The sequence below is a fragment of the Prauserella endophytica genome, from assembly GCF_005146945.1.
Taxonomy (GTDB): domain Bacteria; phylum Actinomycetota; class Actinomycetes; order Mycobacteriales; family Pseudonocardiaceae; genus Prauserella_A; species Prauserella_A endophytica.
Genome location: NZ_SWMS01000005.1, coordinates 291,797 through 314,647, shown reverse-complemented (window position 1 = coordinate 314,647; position 22,851 = coordinate 291,797). Strand labels below are relative to the sequence as shown.

27 protein-coding genes and 1 pseudogene are annotated in these 22,851 nt (G+C 71.0%); 17 read left to right on the top strand and 11 right to left on the bottom strand.

Annotated features, from left to right (window positions below):
• Positions 1-3 precede the first annotated feature (3 nt).
• The 8 genes from FCN18_RS12535 (at position 4) to FCN18_RS12500 (ending at position 8,467) form a co-directional block, all read left to right on the top strand.
• Entirely contained in the window at positions 4-1,281 is a 1,278-nt protein-coding gene (locus FCN18_RS12535) for an L-fuconate dehydratase (RefSeq protein WP_113644433.1), read from the top strand.
• A complete protein-coding gene (locus FCN18_RS12530; protein WP_137095043.1) occupies positions 1,274-2,230 on the top strand; it encodes an aldo/keto reductase in 957 nt (318 codons plus the stop codon). Before FCN18_RS12535 ends, FCN18_RS12530 begins: the two co-directional genes overlap by 8 nt.
• Entirely contained in the window at positions 2,227-3,087 is an 861-nt protein-coding gene (locus FCN18_RS12525) for an amidohydrolase family protein (RefSeq protein ID WP_137095041.1), read from the top strand. The genes FCN18_RS12530 and FCN18_RS12525 overlap by 4 nt, the downstream gene beginning before the upstream one ends.
• Positions 3,084-4,658, top strand: a complete 1,575-nt coding sequence (locus FCN18_RS12520) for a sugar ABC transporter ATP-binding protein (protein ID WP_113644430.1) — start codon at positions 3,084-3,086, stop codon at positions 4,656-4,658. Before FCN18_RS12525 ends, FCN18_RS12520 begins: the two co-directional genes overlap by 4 nt.
• A complete protein-coding gene (locus tag FCN18_RS12515) occupies positions 4,655-5,662 on the top strand; it encodes an ABC transporter permease (RefSeq protein ID WP_112275212.1) in 1,008 nt (335 codons plus the stop codon). The genes FCN18_RS12520 and FCN18_RS12515 overlap by 4 nt, the downstream gene beginning before the upstream one ends.
• Before the next feature lie 40 nt (positions 5,663-5,702).
• Entirely contained in the window at positions 5,703-6,668 is a 966-nt protein-coding gene (locus FCN18_RS12510; protein ID WP_113644429.1) for an ABC transporter substrate-binding protein, read from the top strand.
• A 297-nt stretch (positions 6,669-6,965) separates the two neighbouring features.
• On the top strand, positions 6,966-7,403 hold the full coding sequence (locus tag FCN18_RS12505; protein ID WP_112275341.1) for an SRPBCC family protein: 438 nt from the start codon (positions 6,966-6,968) through the stop codon (positions 7,401-7,403).
• Positions 7,400-8,467, top strand: a complete 1,068-nt coding sequence (locus tag FCN18_RS12500; RefSeq protein WP_206077875.1) for an NAD-dependent epimerase/dehydratase family protein — start codon at positions 7,400-7,402, stop codon at positions 8,465-8,467. Before FCN18_RS12505 ends, FCN18_RS12500 begins: the two co-directional genes overlap by 4 nt.
• A 12-nt stretch (positions 8,468-8,479) precedes the next feature.
• On the opposite strand, the gene FCN18_RS12495 is transcribed toward FCN18_RS12500, so the two are convergent.
• From FCN18_RS12495 to FCN18_RS12485, 3 genes are all read right to left on the bottom strand, one after another.
• Entirely contained in the window at positions 8,480-8,875 is a 396-nt protein-coding gene (locus FCN18_RS12495; protein WP_112275208.1) for a hypothetical protein, read from the bottom strand.
• 89 nt (positions 8,876-8,964) lie between these two features.
• Positions 8,965-9,285: a DUF2795 domain-containing protein gene (locus FCN18_RS12490; RefSeq protein WP_112275206.1), complete on the bottom strand. Its 321-nt coding sequence runs from the start codon at positions 9,283-9,285 to the stop codon at positions 8,965-8,967.
• Between the two features lie 51 nt (positions 9,286-9,336).
• On the bottom strand, positions 9,337-10,662 hold the full coding sequence (locus tag FCN18_RS12485; RefSeq protein WP_137095038.1) for an aminotransferase-like domain-containing protein: 1,326 nt from the start codon (positions 10,660-10,662) through the stop codon (positions 9,337-9,339).
• A 69-nt stretch (positions 10,663-10,731) separates the two neighbouring features.
• Here FCN18_RS12485 and FCN18_RS12480 point away from each other — a divergent pair, with 69 nt between their 5' ends.
• Positions 10,732-11,538: an alpha/beta fold hydrolase gene (locus FCN18_RS12480; protein ID WP_206077874.1), complete on the top strand. Its 807-nt coding sequence runs from the start codon at positions 10,732-10,734 to the stop codon at positions 11,536-11,538.
• Positions 11,539-11,789: 251 nt separating this feature from the next.
• Entirely contained in the window at positions 11,790-12,320 is a 531-nt protein-coding gene (locus FCN18_RS12475; protein WP_137095036.1) for a hypothetical protein, read from the top strand.
• Positions 12,321-12,324: 4 nt separating this feature from the next.
• On the opposite strand, the pseudogene FCN18_RS12470 reads toward FCN18_RS12475, so the two are convergent.
• The 3 genes and pseudogenes from FCN18_RS12470 to FCN18_RS12460 all read right to left on the bottom strand — a co-directional run.
• A pseudogene (locus FCN18_RS12470) lies at positions 12,325-12,912 on the bottom strand (thiamine pyrophosphate-dependent enzyme); the annotation flags it as partial.
• A 20-nt stretch (positions 12,913-12,932) separates the two neighbouring features.
• Positions 12,933-14,063 carry an NAD(P)/FAD-dependent oxidoreductase gene (locus FCN18_RS12465; RefSeq protein WP_206077873.1) on the bottom strand — a complete coding sequence of 377 codons (1,131 nt, stop codon included), beginning with the start codon at positions 14,061-14,063 and terminating at the stop codon, positions 12,933-12,935.
• An 83-nt stretch (positions 14,064-14,146) separates the two neighbouring features.
• A complete protein-coding gene (locus FCN18_RS12460; protein ID WP_206077872.1) occupies positions 14,147-15,031 on the bottom strand; it encodes an RNA polymerase sigma-70 factor in 885 nt (294 codons plus the stop codon).
• 174 nt (positions 15,032-15,205) lie between these two features.
• Here FCN18_RS12460 and FCN18_RS12455 point away from each other — a divergent pair, with 174 nt between their 5' ends.
• A complete protein-coding gene (locus FCN18_RS12455; protein ID WP_407675774.1) occupies positions 15,206-16,144 on the top strand; it encodes an iron-containing redox enzyme family protein in 939 nt (312 codons plus the stop codon).
• Between the two features lie 101 nt (positions 16,145-16,245).
• Positions 16,246-16,719, top strand: a complete 474-nt coding sequence (locus FCN18_RS12450; protein WP_112275197.1) for a carboxymuconolactone decarboxylase family protein — start codon at positions 16,246-16,248, stop codon at positions 16,717-16,719.
• 67 nt (positions 16,720-16,786) lie between these two features.
• Here FCN18_RS12450 and FCN18_RS12445 read toward each other — a convergent pair whose 3' ends face one another.
• From FCN18_RS12445 to FCN18_RS12425, 5 genes are read right to left on the bottom strand one after another with little or no spacing between them, the layout of a single operon-like run.
• The gene (locus tag FCN18_RS12445; protein ID WP_112275333.1) at positions 16,787-16,993 is read right to left on the bottom strand and encodes a CDGSH iron-sulfur domain-containing protein; all 207 of its coding nucleotides are present in this window, start codon (positions 16,991-16,993) and stop codon (positions 16,787-16,789) included.
• Positions 16,968-17,618, bottom strand: coding sequence for a HemK2/MTQ2 family protein methyltransferase (locus FCN18_RS12440; protein WP_137095031.1), 651 nt, complete (start codon positions 17,616-17,618; stop codon positions 16,968-16,970). Before FCN18_RS12440 ends, FCN18_RS12445 begins: the two co-directional genes overlap by 26 nt.
• 5 nt (positions 17,619-17,623) lie before the next feature.
• Positions 17,624-17,887 (bottom strand): DUF4235 domain-containing protein, encoded by a 264-nt coding sequence (locus FCN18_RS12435; RefSeq protein WP_112275193.1) that lies wholly within the window; start codon positions 17,885-17,887, stop codon positions 17,624-17,626.
• Positions 17,887-18,243 (bottom strand): DUF3618 domain-containing protein, encoded by a 357-nt coding sequence (locus FCN18_RS12430; RefSeq protein ID WP_112275191.1) that lies wholly within the window; start codon positions 18,241-18,243, stop codon positions 17,887-17,889. The genes FCN18_RS12435 and FCN18_RS12430 overlap by 1 nt, the downstream gene beginning before the upstream one ends.
• On the bottom strand, positions 18,240-18,656 hold the full coding sequence (locus FCN18_RS12425; RefSeq protein WP_112275189.1) for a phage holin family protein: 417 nt from the start codon (positions 18,654-18,656) through the stop codon (positions 18,240-18,242). Before FCN18_RS12425 ends, FCN18_RS12430 begins: the two co-directional genes overlap by 4 nt.
• Positions 18,657-18,782: 126 nt before the next feature.
• Here FCN18_RS12425 and FCN18_RS12420 point away from each other — a divergent pair, with 126 nt between their 5' ends.
• The 5 genes from FCN18_RS12420 to FCN18_RS12400 are packed head-to-tail and all read left to right on the top strand — an operon-like array spanning position 18,783 to position 22,728.
• Positions 18,783-19,226: an ATP-binding protein gene (locus FCN18_RS12420; RefSeq protein ID WP_137095029.1), complete on the top strand. Its 444-nt coding sequence runs from the start codon at positions 18,783-18,785 to the stop codon at positions 19,224-19,226.
• A 42-nt stretch (positions 19,227-19,268) separates the two neighbouring features.
• Positions 19,269-20,093 carry an SDR family oxidoreductase gene (locus FCN18_RS12415; RefSeq protein ID WP_113644424.1) on the top strand — a complete coding sequence of 275 codons (825 nt, stop codon included), beginning with the start codon at positions 19,269-19,271 and terminating at the stop codon, positions 20,091-20,093.
• Positions 20,090-20,521 (top strand): DUF4383 domain-containing protein, encoded by a 432-nt coding sequence (locus tag FCN18_RS12410; RefSeq protein WP_113644423.1) that lies wholly within the window; start codon positions 20,090-20,092, stop codon positions 20,519-20,521. Before FCN18_RS12415 ends, FCN18_RS12410 begins: the two co-directional genes overlap by 4 nt.
• A gap of 36 nt (positions 20,522-20,557) precedes the next feature.
• A complete protein-coding gene (locus FCN18_RS12405; RefSeq protein ID WP_112275181.1) occupies positions 20,558-21,502 on the top strand; it encodes a glycosyltransferase in 945 nt (314 codons plus the stop codon).
• A 17-nt stretch (positions 21,503-21,519) separates the two neighbouring features.
• Positions 21,520-22,728 carry a glycosyltransferase gene (locus FCN18_RS12400; RefSeq protein ID WP_137095027.1) on the top strand — a complete coding sequence of 403 codons (1,209 nt, stop codon included), beginning with the start codon at positions 21,520-21,522 and terminating at the stop codon, positions 22,726-22,728.
• Positions 22,729-22,851: the final 123 nt, after the last annotated feature.

The window sequence follows — 22,851 nt, the reverse complement described above, 5'->3', positions numbered from 1 at the left end:
ACCGTGGCTCGCCTCATCGCGCTGCAGACGCACGACGTGCGCTTTCCGACTTCGCAGACCCTCGACGGATCCGATGCCATGAACCCGGATCCCGACTACTCAGCGGCCTACCTGCGCCTGCGCACCGACGCGGACGACGGCCTGGAGGGGCACGGCTTCGTCTTCACCATCGGACGCGGCAACGACGTGCAGGTCGCCGCGCTGCGGGCACTCGAAGACCACCTCGTCGGCCGCGACGTCGACGAGCTGCTCGCCGACCTCGGCGGCGTGTGGCGCGAGCTGGTGCACGACTCGCAGCTGCGCTGGCTCGGCCCGGAGAAGGGCATCATGCACATGGCCATCGGCGCGGCCGTGAACGCGCTGTGGGACCTCAAGGCCAAGCGGGCGGGCCAACCGCTGTGGCAGCTGCTGGCCGGCATGACGCCCGAGGAGATCGTCGACCTCGTCGACTTCCGCTACCTCACCGACGCGCTCACGCGCGAGGAGGCGCTCGCGATCCTGCGCGCGGCGGAACCGGGCCGCGCCGAGCGCGAGGCCACGCTGGTGCGCGAGGGCTACCCGGCCTACACCACCACCCCCGGCTGGCTCGGATACGACGACGACAAGCTCGCCCGGCTGTGCCGCGAGGCCGTGGCCGAGGGGTTCGCGCAGATCAAGCTCAAGGTGGGCGGCGACCTGGACGACGACGTGCGCAGGCTGCGGATTGCACGTGAGGTGTGCGGGCCGGACGTGCGGATCGCCGTCGACGCCAACCAGCGCTGGGACGTCGCCGACGCCGTGCGCTGGATGGACGCGCTGAAGGAGTTCGACCTGGCCTGGATCGAGGAGCCGACGAGCCCCGACGACGTGCTCGGGCACGCGGCGATCGCGAAGGCCGTGGCGCCGGTGCCGGTCGCCACGGGCGAGCACACCGCCAACCGCGTGCTGTTCAAGCAGTTCCTGCAGGCGGACGCGCTCGGCATCCTGCAGCTCGACGCCACGCGCGTGGCCGGGGTCAACGAGAACATCGCGATCCTGTTGCTGGCGGCCAAGTTCGGCGTCCCAGTGTGCCCGCACGCCGGGGGCGTCGGCCTGTGCGAGGCCGTGCAGCACCTCGCGATGTTCGACTACGTCGCCGTCTCGGGCACAACCGAGGGCCGCATGATCGAGTTCGTCGACCACCTGCACGAGCACTTCGTCACCCCGGTCGACGTGCGAGACGGCCGTTACCACGCGCCCAAGTCCCCCGGCGCGGGCACGGAGATGCTCGCGGAGTCCATTGTGGAGTACGAGCATGGCTAGCCCTGCGCTCGGCCGGTTCGGGCTCGGCACCGCGAGCCTGGGCAACCTCTACGAGCCCATGAGTGACGAGACCGCGCACGCCGTGCTCAACGCGGCGTGGGAGTGCGGCATCCGCTACTTCGACACCGCCCCCCACTACGGGCTGGGGCTCGCCGAACGGCGCCTCGGCGCCTTCCTCGCCGGCAAGCCGCGCGGGGACTACGTCGTCTCCACCAAGGTCGGCAGGCTGCTCGTACCCGATCCGGCAGGCGCGAGCCGGCTCGACGACGCCAACCACTACGCCGTTCCCGCGGACCACCGCCGGGTGTGGGACTTCAGCGCCGACGGCGTGCGGCGCTGCCTCGACGCCTCGCTGGAGCGGCTCGGCCTGGACGCCGTCGACATCGTGTACCTGCACGACCCCGACGAATACGACCTCTCCCCCGCGCTGGCCGAAGGCGTGCCCGCCGTCGCGGCGCTGCGCGAGCAGGGCGTTGTCACCGCGGTCGGCCTCGGCTCGAAGTCCACGGAGGCGCTGCTCGCCGGTGCCCGCACCGGGATGCTCGACCTGGTGATGGTCGCGGGCCGGTTCACCCTGCTCGAACAACCCGCTCTCGACGCGGTGATCCCGGAGTGCCGGGCGCGCTCGGCCGGGATCGTCAACGCCGGGGTGTTCAACTCCGGCCTGCTCGCCACACCCGTGCCGTCCGCGGAGAGCAGGTACGAATACGGCTCGGTGCCGCCCGCCGTGCTCGCCAAGGCGAGGGCGATCGCCGACGTCTGCGCCGAGTTCGGCACCGACCTGCCCACGGCCGCGCTGCACTTCTCGCTGCGGGAGCCGGTGGTGCGCACCGTCGTGACTGGAGCCGCCTCGGCGCGGGAGGTCCGCGAGAACAACGAGCGCCTGCGGTCGTCCGTACCGGACGAGCTGTGGACGACCCTGCGAGACAAAGGACTGACCCGGTCATGACCTCGCCCGCCGTCGACCACGTCGTCGACACGCACCTGCACCTGTGGGACCTCACGGTCAGCGAGTACGCGTGGCTGCCCAAGGGCTCGGAGCTGCACGCGACGTTCACCGCCGACAGCGCGCGGGCGGAGCTGACCGAGGCGGGCGTCTCCACCGCGATCCTCGTGCAGGCCGAGGACTCCGAGGCCGACACGGAGTTCATGCTCGCGCAGGCGAGCGCACACGACTGGATCACCGGCGTGGTCGGCTGGGTGCGCCTCGACGACCCCGGCACGGCGACGAGGCAGCTCGACCGCTGGCAGGAGCACCCGGCACTGCGCGGCATCCGGCACCTCGTGCACGACGACCCGCGCGACGACTTCCTCGCGCTGCCCGCCGTGCGCCGGTCGCTGGGGCTGCTCGCCGAGCGCGGGCTCCCGTTCGACGTGCCCGACGCATGGCCCCGCCACCTCGCGGGCGTGGCCGAGCTGGCCGCCGCCTTGCCGGAACTGACGATCGTGGTCGACCACCTCGGCAAACCGCCCCGGGGCCGCCCGGGCTACGACGCGTGGCGTGCCGCCCTGCGCGAGGTCGCGGCTCGCCCCAACACGGTCGCGAAGGTGTCCGGGCTGCAGGTGGCGGGCGAGCCGCTGACGGTCGCCGCCCTGCGCCCCGTGGTCGACACCGCGCTCGAGCTCTTCGGCCCGAGCCGGCTGATGTACGGCGGGGACTGGCCGATGACCGTGCCGTTCGGCGGCTATCAGCCCACGTGGCGGGTGCTGGCCGAGCTGATCGGCGAGCTGTCGCCGGACGAACGTGCGAGCATCGCCCACGGCACGGCGAGCGCGGTGTACGGAGTGCCGGAGCCGGTGCGATGACGGGAGTCGCGACGATGACGGAGCCGCTGCTCGAGGTCGAGGGCGTCGACAAGAGCTTCCCCGGCGTGCGCGCGCTGCACGACATGCGGCTGGAGCTGCGCTCGGGCGAGGTCCTCGCGCTGGTGGGCGAGAACGGGGCGGGCAAGTCCACGCTCATGAAGCTGCTCTCGGGCATCCACACCGCCGACACGGGGCGGTTCCGCCTCGGCGGCGAGCCGTTCGAGGCGACGAGCCCCCGGCACGCGCTCGAGCTGGGCATCAGCATCATCCACCAGGAGTTCAACCTGGTGCCCCACCTGACCGTGGCGCAGAACGTGTTCATCGGGCGCGAGCCGAGACGCGGGCGGCTGCTGCTGGACGAGCGCAGGCTCAACGCCGATGCCGCGGCCCTGCTGGAGCGGCTGCACCTGCCGCTGGACCCGAAGGCCGTGGTCGGCGAGCTGACCGTCGCGAACCAGCAGATGGTGGAGATCGCCAAGGCGCTGTCCTACGAGCCGCGCGTGCTGATCATGGACGAGCCGACGGCGGCGCTCAACGAGGCCGAGGTCGAGACGCTGCACGAGCTGATCCGCCGGTTCGTGCGCCCAGGCACGGGCGCCATCTACATCTCCCACCGCATGGAGGAGATCAAGCGGATCGCCGACCGCGTGACGGTGATCCGCGACGGCGAGTACATCGACACGCTCGACATGGCGGGCGCGAGCACACCGGAGATCATCGCGCTGATGGTGGGCAGGGCCATCGACACCGACGCGAAGCCCGAGGGTGTGCGGGCGGACCGCGACGTGGTGCTGAGCGTCGAAGGGCTGTCGACCAAGGCGCTGCTCAAGGACGTCTCGTTCGACCTGCGCGAGGGCGAGATCCTCGGCTTCGCCGGGCTGATGGGCGCCGGTCGAACCGAGGTGGGCAGGGCGCTCGTCGGCGCCGACCGGATCGACGGCGGCACGATCACGTTGCGGGGCAAGAGAATCCGCGTCGCCAACCCCGCCGAGGCGGCCAGGCACGGCATCGGCTACCTCTCCGAGGACCGCAAACGCTTCGGGCTGCTGCTGGAGCAGGACGTGCGGGCAAACATCGCGCTCGGCGCACTGCGCGACCAGTTCACGAGGGCCGGGTTCGTGCGAGACCGCGCCGCGAGGGAGAAGGCACGCGAGTACGTCGGCACGCTGCGCATCAAGACGCCGTCGCTGGAGCAGACCGCCAAGCACCTCTCCGGCGGCAACCAGCAGAAGGTGGTCATCGCCAAGTGGCTGGCGAAGGACTGTGACGTCCTGGTCTTCGACGAGCCGACGCGCGGGATCGACGTCGGCGCGAAGGAAGAGATCTACCAGCTGCTCAACGAGCTGGCCGCACAGGGCAAGTCGATCATCATGATCTCGTCGGAGCTGCCGGAGATCCTGCGCATGTCGCACCGGGTCGTGGTGATGAGCGAGGGCAGGGTGACGCGCGTGCTCGACGCGGCGGAGGCGGGCCAGGAGAACATCATGCACTACGCGACGCTGCGCCCGGACGAAAATCCGGCCGACGCCGCGGAGCTCGGCATCGAGGTAGGGAAAGCAGGGCAGCCATGACAGCGGTCAAAGCCCCGGCCCGTGACCGGGCACAGGCGAGCGGCGGGATCGCGGCGGCGGTGAAGGGCCGCCTGCAGCAGCTACTGGCGTTCGCGAGTCTCATCGTCATCTTCGCGTTCTTCTCGTTCGCGAGCCCGTTCTTCTTCTCGTACGGCAACTTCACGGCGATCCTGTTCTCCACGGTGGTCATCGGCACGCTCGCGATCGGCACCACGTTCGTGATCATCGCGGGCGGCATCGACCTCTCCATCGGCACCGGGATGGCGCTGTGCGCGGTGATGTCCGGCGTGTTCCTGGTGCATCTGGGGTTGCCGCTGTGGCTGGGTGTGCCCGCGGCGGTCCTGTTCGGCGGGCTCATGGGGCTCGTCAACGGGATCAACGTGGCACTGCTGAAGATCCCGCCGTTCATCGCGACACTCGCGATGATGCTCGTCGCCGAGGGGCTCGCCCTCGTGCTCTCGGACAGCACGCCGATCTACTTCAACGACGTGCCTGGCTACACCGACATCTCCACTGGCAACCTCATCCCCGGTGTGAACTTCCCGAACGCGGTGCTGGTGCTGCTGGCCATCGCGCTGATCGCGGGCGTGCTGCTCACCAAGAGCGTGCTCGGCCGCTACACGTACTCGATCGGCAGCAACGAGGAGGCGACCTCGCTGTCCGGCATCGACGTGCGCAAGTGGAAGATCGCGATCTACGCCTTCGCCGGGCTGTTCATCGGGCTGGCCGGCGTGATGATCTCGGCCCGGCTCGGCTCGGCGCAGCCCGCGACGGGCATGGGTTACGAGCTGCAGGCGATCGCGGCGGTGGTCATCGGCGGCACGTCGCTGTCCGGTGGCAAGGGCTCGATCGTCGGCACCCTGATCGGCGCGCTGATCATCTCGGTGCTGAACAACGGCCTGCAGATCATGTCGATTCCCCAGGAATGGCAGAACGTCATCCTCGGCTGCGTCATCCTCGTCGCCGTCTACACGGACCGGATCCGGAAGAAGGAAACAACGTGACAGCCCGGGAGACCACGACCAGGACAAAGGAGATCTGGTGATGAGAATGAGGAAGGTCGTCGCGGCGCTCGCGGGCGGCGCGCTCGCGCTGACGCTCGCCGCATGTGGCTCCGAAGGCGGCTCCGGCGGTGGCGGGGACGGCCCGTTGATCGCGATCGTGTCGAAGGGCTTCCAGCACCAGTTCTGGCAGGCGGTGAAGCAGGGCGCCGAAAAGGAGGCCGCCGAGCGCGGCGCGCGCGTGACGTTCGTCGGCCCCGCCACCGAGCAGGATGTGGAAGAGCAGATGAACATGCTCACCAACGAGCTCGCCAAGTCACCGCAGGCGGTGGGCTTCGCCGCGCTCGACTCGCGGGCCGCCGCCCCCCTGCTGCAGCAGGCCCAGTCGCAGAACATCCCGGTGATCGCGTTCGACTCCGGAGTGGAGAGCGACATTCCGGTGACCACCGTGGCCACGGACAACAAGGCCGCGGCGGCCGAGGCCGCCAAGCACCTCTCCGAGCAGATCGGGGGCAAGGGCAAGGTCGCGCTCGTGGTCCACGACCAGACCAGCCGCTCCGGCATCGACCGTCGCGACGGCTTCCTGGAGTGGATGAAGCAGAACGCACCGGGGATCACGGTGCTGCAACCGCAGTACGGCGGCGGTGACCAGCTGGAGTCCGCCAACATCACCAAGTCGATCCTGTCGGCCAACCCCGACCTCAAGGGCGTCTACGCATCCAACGAGGGCTCGGCGATCGGCGTGATCAAGGGTGTGCAGGAGAGTGGCCGCAAGGGCGTGACGGTGGTCGGCTTCGACTCCGGCAAGGCCCAGATCGACGCGATCAAGAGCGGCGTGATGGCCGGCGCGGTGACCCAGGACCCGATCGACATGGGCAGGCAGCTCGTCGACTCGGCGCTCAAGGCCATCGACGGCGAGCAGCTGCCGAAGACGATCGACACCAACTACTACTGGTACGACAAGACGAACGTGGACGACCCGAAGATCAAGGCCGTCCTGTACCAGTAGCCCCTATCCGCGGTCTGCAGTGAAGGCCACCATCACTGCGTTGAACGCAGTGATGGTGGCCTTCACTGCAGTCTGGCGGGTCAGGCATGCCGCTCACGCTACGAGCCCTACCGGTCAGTTTCCGGCCTGAATAAGTTGAGCGTTGGCGACTCAACTTAAGCAGGCGCCGCATCGAGGAATCCGAGAAGGCCGACAAGTACCCACCCGGCGAGCCGAGCAGAGCGACTGCGGTGAAGGTGGCCTTCACTGCAGATGGGCCTCCCGCATATCCGCGTGAGGCGTGGGTACGTCTCGGGCATGTCCGAATTCGAGCACCAGCGCACCATTCCCGCCGATCCGTTGACCGCGTTCGACATCGCCTCCGGGCCGGGCACGCTGAACGCATGGACGCCCGAGGGCGTCGACGTGGAGCCCGCCGGGGAGGGCGCGCTGCACGCGTGGGTGTCCAGCGGCAGCGAGGTCCACGACGCCACCGGGTTCGTCGACGTCGACCGCGAGCGGCGCAGGCTCTCCTGGGGCGGTTCCGGCGACGAGCACTACGACGGCTGGCTGCAGATCGATCCAGCCGACGACGCGCGGTCCGGCAGCGTCGCGACCATGCACCTCACCTTCGCCGGCGAGCAGGCGGAGGCGCTCGGCGGGGAGCTGAGCGAGGAGGCCGACCGCAGGATCGAGGAGGCTCTCGACCGGCTCGCCGCGCTGGTGGCCGAGCAGACCGGAGGGCGGCAGGCATGAACCAGCGGCTGCACGTCGTCGTCACCGGGGCGACCGGCAACCTCGGCACGAGCGTGGTCGAGGCGCTGTCGGAGGACCCGCGCGTCGCGTCGATCACCGGCATCGCTCGCAGGGAGCCCGAATGGACTCGTCCGAAGCTCACCATCGAGACTCTCGACCTGCCGAAGGCGGGCGAGGACGAGCTGGACCGGATCTTCACCGGCGCCGACGTGGTGATCCACCTGGCATGGCTGTTCCAGCCGACGCGTGACCCGGTCAGGACGTGGGACGTGAACGTGCTCGGCGGCCTCCGCGTGTTCGACGCCGTCGCCCGCTGCGAGGTGCCGGCGCTCCTGTACGCGTCGTCGGTGGGGGCGTACTCGCCGGGACCGAAGGACCGCACGGTCGACGAGCAGTGGCCGACGCACGGCTGGCCCGGCGCCGCCTACACCCGCGAGAAGGCGTATCTGGAGCGGGTTCTCGACGCGTTCACCCGCACTCATCCGCACATCCGTGTAGTGCGGATGCGGCCCGCGTTCGTCTTCAAGCGCGAGGCGGCCTCCGAGCAGCGCAGGCTCTTCGCGGGCCCGCTGGTGCCCGCGAGCCTTGTGCGGCCCGGTCTCGTCCCGGTGGTGCCGGACGTCCCCGGCCTCACGATGCAGGCCGTGCACTCGGCCGACGTCGGCGAGGCGTTCCGCCTGGCGGCGCTGAACCCCGTGCGGGGCGCGTTCAACCTCGCCGCGGAGCCGGTGGTCGACCCGAAGCTGATCGCGAGGCTGCTCGGCGCCCGCACCGTTCCGCTGCCCGCGGTGCTGGCACGTGCCGCCGTCACCGCGGCCTGGAAGCTGCACACGGTGCCCGCGTCACCGGGGTTGTTCGACGCGGTGCTGCGGCTCCCGCTGATGGACACCACCAGGGCCAGGACGGACCTGGCGTGGACCGCGCGCTACTCGGCGGCCGACGCGCTCGCCGAGTTCCTCACCGGACTGCGTGAGCGGGAGGGCATGGCCACTCCCCCGCTGGCGTCCTCGGTGCCCGGCGGCCGGCTCGGCGAGTTGGCGACGGGAGTCGGCGAGAAGCCCTGAGCGGAAGCGACGTTACGTCGTCTTCGCGGCGAGCTCGCGGCTCGCGGTTTGCGCGGCCTGGAGTTCCCGGCCCAGCTGTGCGCTCATCCGGTGGGCCCTGGCCAGCGCGGCGGCGACCTCGAAGGTCGACTTGGTCAGCTCGTCGAAGGACGCGTCGTCGCTCTTGCCGAGCGTTCCGGACCACATGCGCTGCTCCAGCCATGTGTTCAGCTCCGGAAGGCAGCGCGCGAGGTTTTCGACCACGAGCTTGAGTGAGCCGAGCATCCGGTGCACCTCGTCGGTGTCGGTGATGCTCTCCTCGTCGGCTTGGCCCGCGGTGCGCTGGTAGAGCGCGCGGGCGGCGTCTTCGGCGCGGGCGGCCAAGGCGGCGGCCGTGGTGTCCACGTCGCTGTTACCGGTCAGATCCATGATGGGGACGTCCTGTCGGTGAAGCGGACTCGCGCCAGGAAGCTACCCGGTAAGCCGGAAACCGAAACCGCCCCGCGTCGCGAAGCCGCTCAGCTGCCCCGGTTCTCGCCCAGTTCGTCGACGATCGGATGCCCGGAGACGTCCTTTTCCTGCTGTGCGAGGCCGGGTTTGTCGTGCTCCTGCCGCCGGGCCGCCTCCTCGGCCGGGCTCTGCCCCTGGTCGAGCGGCACCGACTGCAGCACCTCGGCGAGGTTGGCGTACTCGACGGGCGGCATGGCGCCCAGCGCCTTGATGGTGTCCGGGTCGGCCTCGGCGTTCTCGGCACAGCGCACAAGATCGGCCTTCTCCGCGGGGAAGTCCGCATCGGACAGCACGGCGCGCACGCGCTCGGCGGTGGTCGTTGTCGCCATGTGTGTCACCTCCGGGCGCGAGATACCCCCGTCGCTTTCCACCGAAACGGCTCAGCTGATCGCCGTCTCGTCTTCCGGCGCCGCACCGGCGAGCGCGGCGAGGGCGCCGAGAGCCGAGGCCAGCACCGGCTCGGGTGGGGAGGCGAGCGCGAGCCGCACGGCGCTGGGCGCGTGTCCGGAGCCCACGGTGAACGCGCCCGCCGGGCTCACGGCGATGCCCCTGCGCGCGGCGGCCGCCACGAACGTCTCCGCCCTCCACTGCGCGGGCAGCTCCCACCAGCAGTGGTAGGCGGCGGGATCGGCCCGCACGGCGAATCCCGCCAGGTGCTCGCGCACGAGCTGCTGCCTGCGCGCTGCGTCGGCGCGTTTGGCGTTCTGGACGGCGTCCGCGGTGCCGTCGCCGATCCAGCGGGTCGCCGCGTCGATCGCGAATCCCTGCGCTGTCCAGGCTCCCGACCGCAACGCCGAGGCGACGCGGTCGGCGAACCGGGCGGGCGGGACGACGAAGCCGAGGGTCAGCTCGGGCGCCAGGCGTTTGGAGAGGCTGTCGGTCACTACCGTGTGCTCCGGCGCTTCCGTGGCGAGTGGCGGCTCGTCGCGCAGGAAAGCGTAGATGGTGTCCTCCACGACGGGCAGGTCGAGTTCCCGCACGACCGAACCGAACTCGGCGCGGCGCCTGGCGGACATCGTGACGCCGAGCGGGTTGTGCAGCACCGGCTGGACATAGACGGCGTGCACGTTCACCGACCGCAGCGCGCCCGGCACCATCCCTTCCTCGTCGGTGGGGAGCGGGACGAGCGTGCATCCGAGGCGCGGGGCGATCCCCTTCACCACGGGGTACGTCAGTGCCTCGACACCGAGCCTGCCGCCGACGGGGACCAGCGCGGAGACGGCGGCCGCGATGGCCTGCCTTCCGTTGCCGGAGAACAGGATCCGCTCGGGCTCCGGTGACCAGCCCGCACGCGACAGCAGTCGCACTGCCGCCGTGCGGGCGGTCCGCGTGCCCGACACGCCGACCGGACGCAGTGCCGCGCCGAGCGCGTCGGAACGCAGCAGGCCGGTGAGTGAGGCCGCGAGCTGTTCGGCCTGGCCCGGCAGCACCGGGAAATTCCGCTCGAGGTCCACGCGTGCGGTGGCGGGCTCGACCAGCGCGGGCTCGACGAGCGGCAGGCCGGCCCGCACGAACGTGCCCCTGCCGACCTCGCCCGCCACGAGCCCGCGCCGGGTCAGCTCCGTGTAGACCCGCGCGGCCGTGGAGGCGGCGATGCCCCGGGTGCGGGCGAAGCGGCGCTGGGGCGGCAGCCGTTGGCCCGGCTGGAGCCTGCCCGCCGCGATGTCGGCGGCGACGGCGTCGGCGATGGCGCGGTAGTCGTCCATGGCGGCATTATTGCACCGAGGTCAATGTTTTCATTGCACCGAGATATTGCACTGGATAGCGTCAGACGCGTGAGCACACTTGCCGTCAACGACATCACGGTCGGCTACGACGACACGGGCAGCGGGGCGCCTCTGGTCCTCGTGCACGGCCATCCGTTCGATCGCTCGATGTGGCGCCCGCAGGCCGAGCGCTTCGCGCGCGAGGGCTGGCGCGTGATCACCCCGGACCTGCGCGGATACGGGGAGAGCACCGTCGTCCCCGGCAGCACCCGGTTGGAGACGTTCGCGCGGGACATCGGGGCGCTGCTCGACGCGCTCGGCGTCGAGCGGTTCGTCCTCGGTGGACTGTCGATGGGCGGGCAGATCGTCTTGGAGTGCCTGCGCCACTTCCCCCACCGCGTCCTCGGCCTGATACTGGCCGACACCACACCGCACGCCGAGACACCCAGGAGCAAGGCGGCCCGGCGGGAGCTGGCGGAACGACTGCTGGGCGAGGGACTCGCCCAGTACGCGCACGAGGTGTTGCCGAAGATGCTGGCGCCGCACAACATCCGCGCGCTGCCCGCCACGGCGAAGCACGTGCTGCGGATGATGAAGGGCACCTCCGCCGAGGGCGCGGCGGCGGCGCTGCGCGGGCGAGCGGAGCGCCCCGACTACGTGCCGGTTCTGACCGACATCGCGGTGCCCACCCTCGTCGTGGTCGGTGACGAGGACGAGTACACGCCGGTGGAGGTCGCGAAGTTCCTGTACGAGCGCATTCCCGGGGCCGAGCTGACCGTGATCGAGGGTGCGGCGCACCTGCCGAACCTGGAACGCGAGGTGGCGTTCAACGACGCGGTGCTGGACTTCCTCACCAGGTCGGCCCCACTGCAGTGAAGGCCACCTTCACTGCGTTGACCGCAGTGAAGGTGGCCTTCACTGCGGACGGGGGCGGGGTGATGATCGCGGTGCGTTAGGTCTGTGTGACAAAAGGCAGTGATTTTGCCACAGCGTATCGATTCCGTGGGAACAATCCCCCCGATGTCGCCCCATCGGGTGCCGTTCTAGGGTAAAAAAGCTCCGCTGGACCACTGCGAGTCACAACTTGCCGGTCCACAGCTGCCTTCCCCGCCCGAAAGGCTTGCCCGGTGTACGACGACGCGTCGGTGACTCGGCTGTCCGACGAAGACCGCTGGAACGACCGGGTCCCACCGGGCCCGCGGTCCCGGCTGCGGGTCCTCGCCGTGATGGGCGCCGTCGTGATCGGCTGCGGGGTCGCGGCGTTCTTCGTGACCACCGAGGGCGGCGACGACGAGCCCACCCCCGATCCGGACGACGCCGTGGTGATCGCCCTGCCAACGCGCACCTCGGGGACCGCCGGCCCGGACACCACGCCCACGCGGGAGATCACCCGCTCCCCCACCACCGTGGACCCGGGCGAGCCGGAGACGTCGGAGGCGACCACGACCACCGACGAGACCACCACGACAACCACGACAACCGAGGCGACCACCACGACCACGGAGCCCGAGCCGGAGCCGACCGGGGAGGAGCCCCCGGATCCGTCCGCACTGGAGGAGCCCCCGCCGTCGCCGACGTCGTCGTCCTCCTCGCAGGCGCCCACCACGACCACGACGCCGCCCGAGGACGACGACTGCTGGTTCTGGATCTTCTGCTGACGGTTCAGTGGCCGCGGAACGCCTCCGCCAGCCACCAGGATCCGCCGTCGTCGGCGATCTTCGCGTCGATCAGCAGCGGGCGGTCCCTCGGACCGGCGAGCCAGCCGGAAACCACACCGAGCTCCGCTTCACCGCGCACCGTGACGGCGTCGCAGCCGAAGCCGAGGGCGATGGCCGCGACGTCGGTGTCGGGGAACCGCACGGCGTCCAGATCCACGCAGGGGCCGGCGAAGTGGTGCACCTCGACGCCGTAGCCGGCGTCGTTGTAGACCACGATCACCATCGGCAGGCCCAGCCTCACCACGGTCTCCAACTCCGCCACGCTCATCAGCGCACCGCCGTCGCCGAGTGCGGTCACCGGTAGCCGGCCGGGCCTGGCGAGCGCGGCGCCGATCCCACTCGCCAGGCCGAGCCCGATCGACTGCAACGCCTGCGTGAAGCAGAATCCGTACTCGTCGGGTACCGAGAGGTACGCGCTCGGGTAGCCCATGAAGTTGTCCGAGCCCACCGCGACCACGCGCTCGGCGGGCAGCAGGTCGTCGAGGCCGGCGCTGAGCGCGCGCGGGTCGATGCGCCCGCCGGGCGAGGAGTCCACACCGGTGCGGTAGCACCTCAGCCAAGTACGGGGCGGCGCCGGGTGAAGGAGTAGGGGCCCGATCTCACCGTGACGAACAGTGCGCCGCGCACGATGGCCTCCTTGTAGCGGGCGGCGATCCTCCCGGCCAGAATCGTCCGATGTGGATTGTCGTCGGCGTCGACGTACTGGATCAGACCGTCGCGGCGGCCGAGGCTCACGCACTGGTTGACGTAACGAAACCGCAGCGGCCTCGCCTCCCCGCCGGTGAGCCGTGCCGCGATCGCGTCGGCCGCGCAGTACGCCGCCGGGATCCCGGTCGCGCACGCCATGCGCAGCTCGCGCCCGTTGCTCCGCGCGGCCGCCGCGCTGTCGCCCACGGCGTAGACGTCGGGATGCGACAGCGAGCGCAGCGTGGGGTCGACCCTGATCCGCCCGTGCGCGTCCACCGCGAGCCCCGACCGTGCGGCGAGCGCGGGCACTCCGAAGCCGGTGGACCAGACCGTCAGGCCCGCACCGACGGCGCGCCGGTCCCGCAGTACCACGGCGTCCTCGCGGACCTCCTCCACCTCGGCGTCGGTCAGCACCTCGATCCCGAGCCGGTCGAACACGCGCCGCACATGGGCCTTGCCGCGCGCGGACAGGAAGTCGCCCGGCTCGCCCGCGGTGAGCATCCGCAAGCGCAGGCCGGGATGGCTCTCGGCGAGCTCGGCCGCGGCCTCGATGCCGGTCAGCCCACCGCCGACCACGGCGAGCATTCCGTTCTCCGCCGCCAGGTCCGCGATCCGCTTGCGCGCCTCCTCGGCGCTCTCGGCACCGGCGACCGTGACCGCGCCGGCCGCGGACTCCGGAACCACGGCCCCGCTGCCGAGCGCGTAGACGAGGGTGTCGTAGCCGAGCACGGTGTCACCGACGCGCACCTCACGCCGGTCGGCGTCGAACGCCGTGACTCGCCCGATGGTGAGCCCGACGCCGGGCCGGACGCGGTCGGCGAGCAGGTGCTCCGGGAGCCGCTGCCCGGCCGCGACCTGGTGCAGGCGCACGCGTTCCACGAACCTCGGCCGCTCGTTGACCAGCATGATGTCGGCTCCGTTCAGCCTGCGGGCGATCCGGTTCGCCGCGATCAGCCCCGAGTAGCCGCCGCCGAGTACCACGATGCGGTGTGCCACGGGATTCTCCTTTCAGGATGGTGAGATCACCTCCTGAACCACGTGACCCCGCGGTTGCTGACAACCCGGTGGCGTGCCGTCGGTCACACCAGCTGCGCGGTGAGGAACCCGAGCTTGTCAGGGTTGGCGACGATTCGGATCGTCGCGATCCCGCCCTCGGCGATGTCGAGGGCCACCGCGAGCAGCACCACGCCGTCGACGGTCGCGACGACGCCGGGCTGGCCGTTCAGCTCGGTGAGCACGAAGCCGACGCCCGCCGCCTCGCGGCTCAGCCGGCCCAGGTACTGCGCGACGCGCTCGGCGCCTCGGATCGGCTTGCGGGCCGCGTGGATCTTGCCGCCGCCGTCGGCCCACGACACGACGTCGTCGGCGAGCAGGCTCCTCAGCCTTTCGAGATCGCCCCCGCGGGCCGCGTCGAGGAACAGCTGGGTGATGCGCACGCGTTCCTCCGTCGAGGGGTGGAAGCGTGGGCGTTCGCTCGCGACGTGCTGCCGGGCGCGGTGGTACAGCTGCTGGCAGTTCGACTCGGTCAGGTCGAGAACCTCCGCGATCTCCGCGTGGCCGTAGCCGAACGCCTCGCGCAGCACGAACACCGCGCGCTCGGGCGGGGTCAGGCGTTCCAGCAGGAGCAGCAGGGCGAGCGACACCGACTCACGCAGCTCGGCGGTGTCGAGCGGGCCGAGCGCGGAACCGGTGGTGTCGACGGGCTCGGGCAGCCACGGCCCGACGTAGGTCTCCCTGCGGGCGCGCGCCGAGGTGAGGCGGGTGAGGCAGAGGTTGGTGAGCACCTTGGTCAGCCAGGCGCCGGGCGTCCGGACGGCTCCGTGGTCGGCGGCGCTCCAGCGCAGGTAGGTGTCCTGCACGGCGTCCTCGGCCTCGCTCGCGGAGCCGAGCAGGCGGTAGGCGATCGCGAAGAGCCGCGGCCGCTGCCGCTCGAACTCCCGAACCTCCTCGGCCGCGATCGACATGCCGAGAGCGTAACCGCCCCCAAGGCCACCTTTGTTGCGTTGAGCGCAACAAAGGTGGCCTTGGGGGGCGTGAACAGGTGTGAACCCCTCCGCATCGGGTAATCGGCGACCGTGCAGACGACGACACGCGACGTGGCAGTGCTCCCGCGCCCACGGGGTCCGTTCTCCGAGGTGATCGCCAGGGCGCTGCACGACGACCCGCACCAGCCGCAGGGACTGCCCCATCACGCGGGCAAGGCCGAGCCATACGGCGAGGACCTCCAGCTGGCGCTGCAGGTCTGCTACGAGCTGCACTACCGGGGCTTCGAGGGCGTGGACCCCGGGTGGGAATGGCAGCCCGACCTGATCCAGACCCGCAACGCGCTCGAACGGCAGTTCCTCGCCGGGCTGCGGCGGGACGTCGCGGGCGGTGACGACGTGCGGGGCGCGCTCGACGAGCTGCTCGTGGAGCCCGTCGACGGCACCGGGGTCTCGCACTGGCTGCGTGACAACGGCACGTGGGAGCACCTGCGTGAGTACTTCGTCCTGCGTTCGATCTACCACCTCAAGGAGGCCGACCCGCACGCCTTCGCCATCCCGAGGCTGCGCGGGCAGGCCAAGGCGGCACTCGTGGCGGTGGAGTTCGACGAGTACGGCGGCGGGCGGTACGAGCGCATGCACTCGCGGCTCTACGCCGACCTGCTGGACGCCGCCGGGCTGCGATCCGGCTACCTGCACTACGCCGAGCACGCCCTCGCACCCGCGTTCGCGCCGGTGAACCTGATGTCGATGTTCGGCCTGCACCGGGGTCTGCGCGGCGCGCTGGTCGGGCACTTCGCCGCCGCCGAGATCACCACCGCGCCGAGCGCGCGGCGGCTTGCCGAGGCACTGCGCCGGGTAGGAGCCGACGACGCGTGCGTGCGGTTCTTCGACGAGCACGTCGAGGCCGACGCCGTGCACGAGCAGGTGATGCGCCGCGAGGTGATCGGCGACCTGCTCGAACGCGAGCCCGAGCTGGCGCCTGACGTCGTCTTCGGCATCCAGGCGACCGGACTGCTTGAGGACCGCCTCGCCCAGCACGTGCTCGGCGCGTGGGAGGCGGGTCGCTCCGCGCTGCGGCAGCCCCTGGGCTGATCTACCCCGCGAGACGCACGTCACGTCCAGACCTGTCACAACTCGCCGGGCTGTGTTGTCGAAAGGGTGTAGCCACCCACGACAACGGCAAGGAGTACACGATGGACGCCCGCGTGAACCTCTTCGGAAACCCGGTCACCGCCAAGTTCCTGAAGCACCTCGTCTCGGCGGGCAAGGTGGTCGCCGACTCGACGCTGCCCGCCGCGACGCAGGAGCTGGTGAAGATCCGGGCCAGCCAGATCAACGGCTGCGCCTTCTGCATCGACATGCACACCAAGGATGCCGCGGAGGCCGGGGAGAGCGCGACGCGCCTGCACCTCGTCGCGGGCTGGCGGGAGGCCACCGTGTTCACCGAGGCCGAGCGCGCCGCGCTGGAGCTGGCGGAGGAGGGCACCCGCATCGCGGACGCGGCGGGCGGGGTGAGCGACGAGGTCTGGGCCAATGCCGCCAAGCACTACGACGAGGAGCAGCTCGGCGCGCTGGTGTCGATCATCGCCCTCATCAACACCTACAACCGCGTGAACGTCCTCGTCCAGCAGCCCGCGGGCGACTACCAGCCCGGCCAGTTCGGCTGACGACGGTCGCAGTGAAGGCCACCTTGCCTGCGTTGAACGCAGGCAAGGTGGCCTTCACTGCGGTTGGTCAACTCCGGGTGCGCCTGCGGTGGCTGGCATCGCAGAAGGGGTAGGCCTTGCTGCGACGGCAGGCGCACACGGCGACCTGGAACCGGTCGGAGGTGACGGTCTCGCCGTCGTCGAGCGTCAGCTCCACCGGGCCCTCCACGAGGATCGGTCCGCCCGGCACCACCGTCACCCTGCGCGGCTCACGCCGCGGTTCGCTCTGCCCGATCGGCACGGATCACCACCAGCTCCTCATCGCGCCGGCCCGGTTCGATCAGGCCGCGCTCCTCCAGAAAACGGGCCCGGCCACGCAGGACCGGGCCGAACGGAATCCGCCGTCGCGCGACGATGGAGGTCTTGAGCCCCGCCGTCCGCAGGGCGCCCACCGTCTCGTCCACCCCGCTCAACTCCGACTGCACCAGCAGCAGGAATCCCTGCCAGTTCAGCAGATCGGGCGCGAGCGTACACAGTGGATCGAGAACGGCCCGGCCGTCGGCTCCGGCGTCCCATTTCGCGACGGACGTGCGCTCGCACGGCACGTACGGCGGGTTGGCGAGCACGACGTCGAAGCGCCCGAGCCCGGCCAGCGCCGTCACGTCACCACGGCGCACGCTGAGCGGGACCCGACGCAGGCGCGCGTTGCACCACGCCGCCGCGAGCGCCCGCCGCGACACGTCCACCGCGGCCACCTCACCGGCGCCCGCGCGGGCGGCCGCGAGCGCGAGCGCACCCGTGCCCGTGCACGCGTCGAGCACGCGCGCGTCGACGGGCATCGAAGCGGTGCGCAGGGCGCCGGCGAGCAGGTTCGTGTCCTCCTGCGGGCGGTACACCCCGGGAGGCCGCAACAGCCACATGACGGCTACTCGTCGCCGGGCCAGGCGCCGGTGGCCTTCTCGTACCCGGCGGCTCCCGCCCGGTCGACGGCGGCCTTCACCGCTCCGAAGATCGCACCCTGCACGGCGGCGGCGGTGACCACCTGCCACAGCGCGTACTTGCGATCCCTGGCGTCCGGCGCGTCGGGCTCACCGCTCACGCGTTGCCACACCTGCTTGAAAACCGTGCTCGCGAGCAACGCCCCGCCGGTGCTCACCACCAGGCTCAGCGGCTTGTAGAGCGCCTTCATCAATGCCTGACCTTCCACGTGATCACACCTCCGACCGCGACCGCCGCGACGGCACCGGAGACGATGAAGGGCACCGGGTTGCCCCGCACGGTCTCGGTCGCCTTGGCCGTGCCGTGCTTGAGCTGTCCCTTCACCTGCGTGGCGCGCTGCTGGGCCTGGCCCTTGAACCGGGCCGCGCGCTGCTGCGCCTGCTCCTTCGCCCGCGCGGGCACGTTCAGCTTGTGCGCGAGCGCGTGCGCCGTGTCACCCAGCTCCTGCCGGGTGAGTTCGATGTCGAGCCGGGCCTCCTCCGGATTCCGGGGGAACTCCTCGCTCTCCTCAGTACGTTCCTTCGGGCTCTCCTTCGGGGTGCTCATCGGCGCATCTTCTCCCTCACCGTCTCGACGTCCTGCCGGACGCTCTCGCTCGCCTCACTCGGCACCGGCGGCGTCGCGCGCTGGACCTGGTTCTTGCCGAGGAGCCCCAGCAGGCCGGCGAGCAGCAGCAGCGCACCACCGACGATCAGCGCCGACGCCCAGCCCGGCAGTACCAGCGCTAGCGCCAGCACGGCGGCCGCGACCAGCGCCCCCGCGCCGAACCAGGCGACCACGGCGGCACCGCCCGCGAGACCGGCACCCATCCCGAACCGCTTGCCCTTGTCCTGCATCTCCGCGACGGCGAGCTTCATCTCGTCCCTGACGAGCCTGCTGGTCTGCTCGGAAAGATCGCTGACCAGCTGTGCCACGGAACGGTCCTCCACCACGACGTCGCGGTGTTCGTCGTAGACCATGATTCCTCCATCTCGGCGCTGGTCACCGGTTTGCCCTCAGCGCTCGTCCCACAAACATCGAGGCCGGTCCGAAAAGCCGTACCGCCGCAGGTATGCCCGTGATCTCGCCGGGTATTCGGGAGGATCATGCACAGAGAGGAACTCGCCGAATGGGCCGGACCGGGGACGGCCGGCCCGGTGGAGCTGCGGGTGCCCGCACACGCACGGCACCTCGCGACGCTTCGGATGGTGGCCCGCGACTTCGGCGGTCGCGAGGGGTTCACCGAGAACGAGCTGACCGACCTGACGGTGGCCGTGGACGCGGCGTGCACCTGCCTCATCCGCTGGTCGGCGCCCGGCGCGATGCTGACGTGCCGCCTCGTGTTCGCCTTCGGCAGACTCACCGTGAGCGTTTCCACAACGACGCTGGAGGGCCGCGTGCCGAGCCCTCACGCGCTCGGCTGGCGCGTTCTCGACACGATGACCGACACGTTGTCGGCCTGGCGGTACGAGCACGATCCCCAGCGCAGCGTCGACCGGGTGGTGCACATCCGGTTCGCGAAGCGGTTTGCCGCACGTGCGGGCGGGTAGCCGGTGAACAGGCCTGGCATATCCGTGACGGAGGTGTCCTCAGTGACCCGATCCGCACCATTGCCCGAGCAAACCGACCGGCCGAGGACCGCCGTCGTGACGGGCTCGGACTCCGGCATCGGCAGGGCGATCGCGGTGGCGCTCGCGGGCGGCGGCCTCGACGTCGGTGTCACATACCACGCCGACGAGCAGGGGGCCGCGAACACCGCCGACGAGGTCAAGGCGCAGGGCGTCACGGCCGCCGTGCGGCGGCTGGACCTGCGTGACCTGCCGACCGAGGCCGCAGTGATCGATGACCTCGCCGAGGAACTCGGCGGGCTCGACGTACTGGTCAACTGCGCCGGCACCGGCGAGGCGACACCGGTGATGGACCTGGACTTCGACGCGTGGCGCGAGGTCGTCTCCGTGGATCTCGACGGCGCGTTCGCCTGCGCGCAGCGTGCGGCGCGGCACATGATCGACGCGGGCCGTGGCGGCCGGATCATCAACATCACCAGCGTGCACGAGCATTACCCGAAGGTCGGCGCCGCGCCGTACTGCGCCGCCAAAGCCGGTCTCGGCGCGCTCACCAAGGTGCTCGCGCTGGAGCTCGCCGAGCACGGCATCACCGTGAACTCCGTGGCACCCGGCGAGATCTCGACGCCGATGACCGGACAGGACAACGCCGACCCCGCGAAGCAGCACCGGCCGGGCGTCCCGCTTGGCAGGCCGGGCCACGCCAAGGAAGTGGCGTCCGTGGTGGCCTTCCTGGCCACGCCGGCCGCCGGTTACGTCACCGGCGCCTCATGGCTCGTGGACGGCGGCATGGCGCAGATGGGACCGCAGGCGAGCGCCGCGCTGACCGACGACGGCTGGAGGCGGGTATGAGCACGGCGTCCTCCGCGACCGGGCGGGGCCTGACGGCGCGGCTGTCGTGGCCGCAGATCGTGGTGGGGATCGTCGGCCTCTGGTATCTGGTCGTGGGCGTCACCGGATTCGCGCTGCACGACGGCATGGGGCCGGAATCGTCGCGCACCGTCTGGCTGTTCGGCGTCAGCACGCTGCTCAACATCGTGCACACCGTGGTGGGGGTGCTCGCGTTGATCGCCACCCGCAAGTCCGTGACCGCTCGCCTGTTCGGATGGGCGAGCTTCTTCGCCTTCGCGGGGCTCACGGCGTACAGCATTCTCGCGACCGTCCTCGACGAGTGGGGCGACCTCGTCAACGTCACGGCGGCCAACGCGTGGCTGTACGGCGCGACCTGCCTCATCGGCCTCGTGCTCGCGCTGGGCGGTGTGCGCACGCGGCGTCCATAGTGTTTAGCCGTCCGCGCGTGCGGGCAACTACCCGTTATGCAGTTGCTCGTCTGGCACGTACACGGTTCCTGGTGCACGTCGTTCGTCCAGGGCGGGCACACCTACCTACTGCCCTATGTGGACACTGAAGACCCTTGGGGACGGGGCCGTTGCGGCCGGGACTGGCCGGACAACGCAATCGACGTTCCCGTGGATTCCTTGCGGGACACGGAGATCGACGTCGTGGTGCTGCAGCGACCCGAAGAGCTCGCGCTGACCGAACGCTGGCTCGGCAGACGGCCCGGGATCGACGTGCCCGCCGTGTACGTCGAGCACAACGCTCCGCGTGAGCGCGCCGCCACCACCCGGCATCCGCTCGCCGACCGCGGCGACATCGTGCTCGCCCACGTCACGCACTTCAACGAGTTGATGTGGGACAACGGGATCGCGCCGACGGTGGTGATCCCGCACGGCATCGTGGACCCCGGTTACCAGTACACCGGCGAGCTGCCGCACAGTGCCGTGCTCATCAACGAGCCCGTTCGGCGGAACCGGATCGTCGGCACCGACCTGCTGCCCGTGTTCGCGGAGGCCGCGCCCGTCGACCTGTACGGCATGGGCCTCGACGGCCTCGAGATCCCCGGCGTCACCCCGGTCGGCGACCTCGGGCAGACCGCGCTGCACCGGGAGATGGCCCTGCGCAGGGTGTACGTGCACACCGCGAGGTGGACCTCGCTCGGGCTGTCGCTGCTTGAGGCCATGCAACTGGGCATGCCGGTGGCGGCGGTGGCGAGCACCGAGGTGGCCACGGCGGTGCCCCCGGAGGCCGGTTTCGTGTCCACCGACGTGACGATGCTGGTGGAAGGCGTCCGGACGCTGCTGGAGCAGCCGGAACTGGCCGTGCGGATGGGCAAGTCGGCGCGGGAGTACGCCCTGACCCACTACGGCCTCGACGCGTTCCTGCGCAACTGGGACAACCTGCTCCACCGCGTGCTGCCCTGACTCGACCTGGAGGAAACGTGAAGATCTCGATGGTTTCCGAGCACGCCAACCCGCTCGCGGCCTTGGGCGAGGTCGATGCCGGAGGGCAGAACGTTCATGTCGCCGAGCTCTCGGCGGGCCTCACCCGCGCCGGGCACGACGTGACCGTCTACACGCGACGCGACGACCGGGAGCAGCCCGACGAGGTCGTCGCCCCGGCCGGTTACCGCGTCGTGCACGTGCCGGCGGGGCCGCCCCGGCACGTGCCCAAGGACGAGCTGCTGCCGCACATGGGCGATTTCGCGCGGTTCCTGGAGCAGGAGTGGAGCGTGCGGCGGCCGGATGTGGCGCACGCGCACTTCTGGATGTCCGGGCTGGCCTCGGTCATCGCGGCGCGCGCGGTGGACGTTCCCGTAGTGCAGACGTTCCATGCGCTTGGCGTGGTGAAGCGCCGTCACCAGGGGGCAAAGGACACGAGCCCGGCCGACCGCATCCGGCTGGAGCGGCTGGTCGGGCGCAGCGCGGCACGGGTGGCCGCGACGTGCTCGGACGAGGTGTTCGAGCTGGTGCGGCTGGGGCTGCCGAGGGACCGGATGTCGGTGGTGCTCTGCGGCGTCGACCTCGACCGGTTCACCCCGGACGGTGAGACCGCCTCCCGCGGCGTGCGGCAGCGGATCGTGTCAGTCGGCAGGCTGGTGCCGCGCAAGGGTTTCGACATCGCGATCGCGGCCCTGCCTTCGTTGCCGAATACCGAGCTGGTGATCGCGGGCGGCCCTCAGGAGGGGCGGCTCGCCGACGACGAGGAGGCGCGGCGGCTGGTGGCCCGCGCCGAGAGGTTGGGCGTCGCCGACCGCGTGCGCCTGCTCGGTCAGGTCGGCCGCGCCGAGATGCCCGCGCTGCTGCGTTCCGCCGACGTCGTGGTGTGCACGCCGTGGTACGAGCCCTTCGGGATCGTGCCTCTGGAGGCAATGGCGTGCGGTGTCCCGGTGGTCGCCTCCGCGGTGGGCGGGCTGACCGACACGGTGGTGGACGGCGTCACCGGTAGCCACGTGCCGCCGCGCCGACCCGACGCGCTGGCCGCCGCGCTGCGCAGGCTGCTCGCTGACCGCACGCTCCGTGAGGCCTTCGGCATCGCCGGCGCCGACCGCGCCCGTTGCCGCTACTCGTGGGACCGCGTCGCCGCCGACACGTACCGGGTGTACGAACGCGCCGTCCCGGCCCTGGTGACCGCGGAGGAAACGGGCTGACGCCCCTGCCGCGAGTCCCCCGCTCCGGCCCGCGAGTCCCCCGCTCCCGCCCGCGAGTCCCCCGCTCCGGACCGCGAGTTCTGCATTCCGAGACGCGGGCGAGTCGTGCGCTCCGGTGTACCG

Bases quoted from the DNA above. Each gene is read 5' to 3' on its own strand.
- FCN18_RS12515 (WP_112275212.1), top strand. From the start codon at position 4,655: ATGACAGCGGTCAAAGCCCCGGCCCGTGACCGGGCACAGGCGAGCGGC.
- FCN18_RS12420 (WP_137095029.1), top strand. From the start codon at position 18,783: ATGCACAGAGAGGAACTCGCCGAATGGGCCGGACCGGGGACGGCCGGC.
- FCN18_RS12520 (WP_113644430.1), top strand. From the start codon at position 3,084: ATGACGGGAGTCGCGACGATGACGGAGCCGCTGCTCGAGGTCGAGGGC.
- FCN18_RS12505 (WP_112275341.1), top strand. From the start codon at position 6,966: ATGTCCGAATTCGAGCACCAGCGCACCATTCCCGCCGATCCGTTGACC.
- FCN18_RS12410 (WP_113644423.1), top strand. From the start codon at position 20,090: ATGAGCACGGCGTCCTCCGCGACCGGGCGGGGCCTGACGGCGCGGCTG.
- FCN18_RS12485 (WP_137095038.1), bottom strand. From the start codon at position 10,662: ATGGACGACTACCGCGCCATCGCCGACGCCGTCGCCGCCGACATCGCG.
- FCN18_RS12500 (WP_206077875.1), top strand. From the start codon at position 7,400: ATGAACCAGCGGCTGCACGTCGTCGTCACCGGGGCGACCGGCAACCTC.
- FCN18_RS12440 (WP_137095031.1), bottom strand. From the start codon at position 17,618: ATGTGGCTGTTGCGGCCTCCCGGGGTGTACCGCCCGCAGGAGGACACG.
- FCN18_RS12495 (WP_112275208.1), bottom strand. From the start codon at position 8,875: ATGGATCTGACCGGTAACAGCGACGTGGACACCACGGCCGCCGCCTTG.
- FCN18_RS12530 (WP_137095043.1), top strand. From the start codon at position 1,274: ATGGCTAGCCCTGCGCTCGGCCGGTTCGGGCTCGGCACCGCGAGCCTG.
- FCN18_RS12430 (WP_112275191.1), bottom strand. From the start codon at position 18,243: ATGAGCACCCCGAAGGAGAGCCCGAAGGAACGTACTGAGGAGAGCGAG.
- FCN18_RS12425 (WP_112275189.1), bottom strand. From the start codon at position 18,656: ATGGTCTACGACGAACACCGCGACGTCGTGGTGGAGGACCGTTCCGTG.
- FCN18_RS12525 (WP_137095041.1), top strand. From the start codon at position 2,227: ATGACCTCGCCCGCCGTCGACCACGTCGTCGACACGCACCTGCACCTG.
- FCN18_RS12405 (WP_112275181.1), top strand. From the start codon at position 20,558: ATGCAGTTGCTCGTCTGGCACGTACACGGTTCCTGGTGCACGTCGTTC.
- FCN18_RS12460 (WP_206077872.1), bottom strand. From the start codon at position 15,031: ATGTCGATCGCGGCCGAGGAGGTTCGGGAGTTCGAGCGGCAGCGGCCG.
- FCN18_RS12490 (WP_112275206.1), bottom strand. From the start codon at position 9,285: ATGGCGACAACGACCACCGCCGAGCGCGTGCGCGCCGTGCTGTCCGAT.
- FCN18_RS12510 (WP_113644429.1), top strand. From the start codon at position 5,703: ATGAGAATGAGGAAGGTCGTCGCGGCGCTCGCGGGCGGCGCGCTCGCG.
- FCN18_RS12435 (WP_112275193.1), bottom strand. From the start codon at position 17,887: ATGAAGGCGCTCTACAAGCCGCTGAGCCTGGTGGTGAGCACCGGCGGG.
- FCN18_RS12450 (WP_112275197.1), top strand. From the start codon at position 16,246: ATGGACGCCCGCGTGAACCTCTTCGGAAACCCGGTCACCGCCAAGTTC.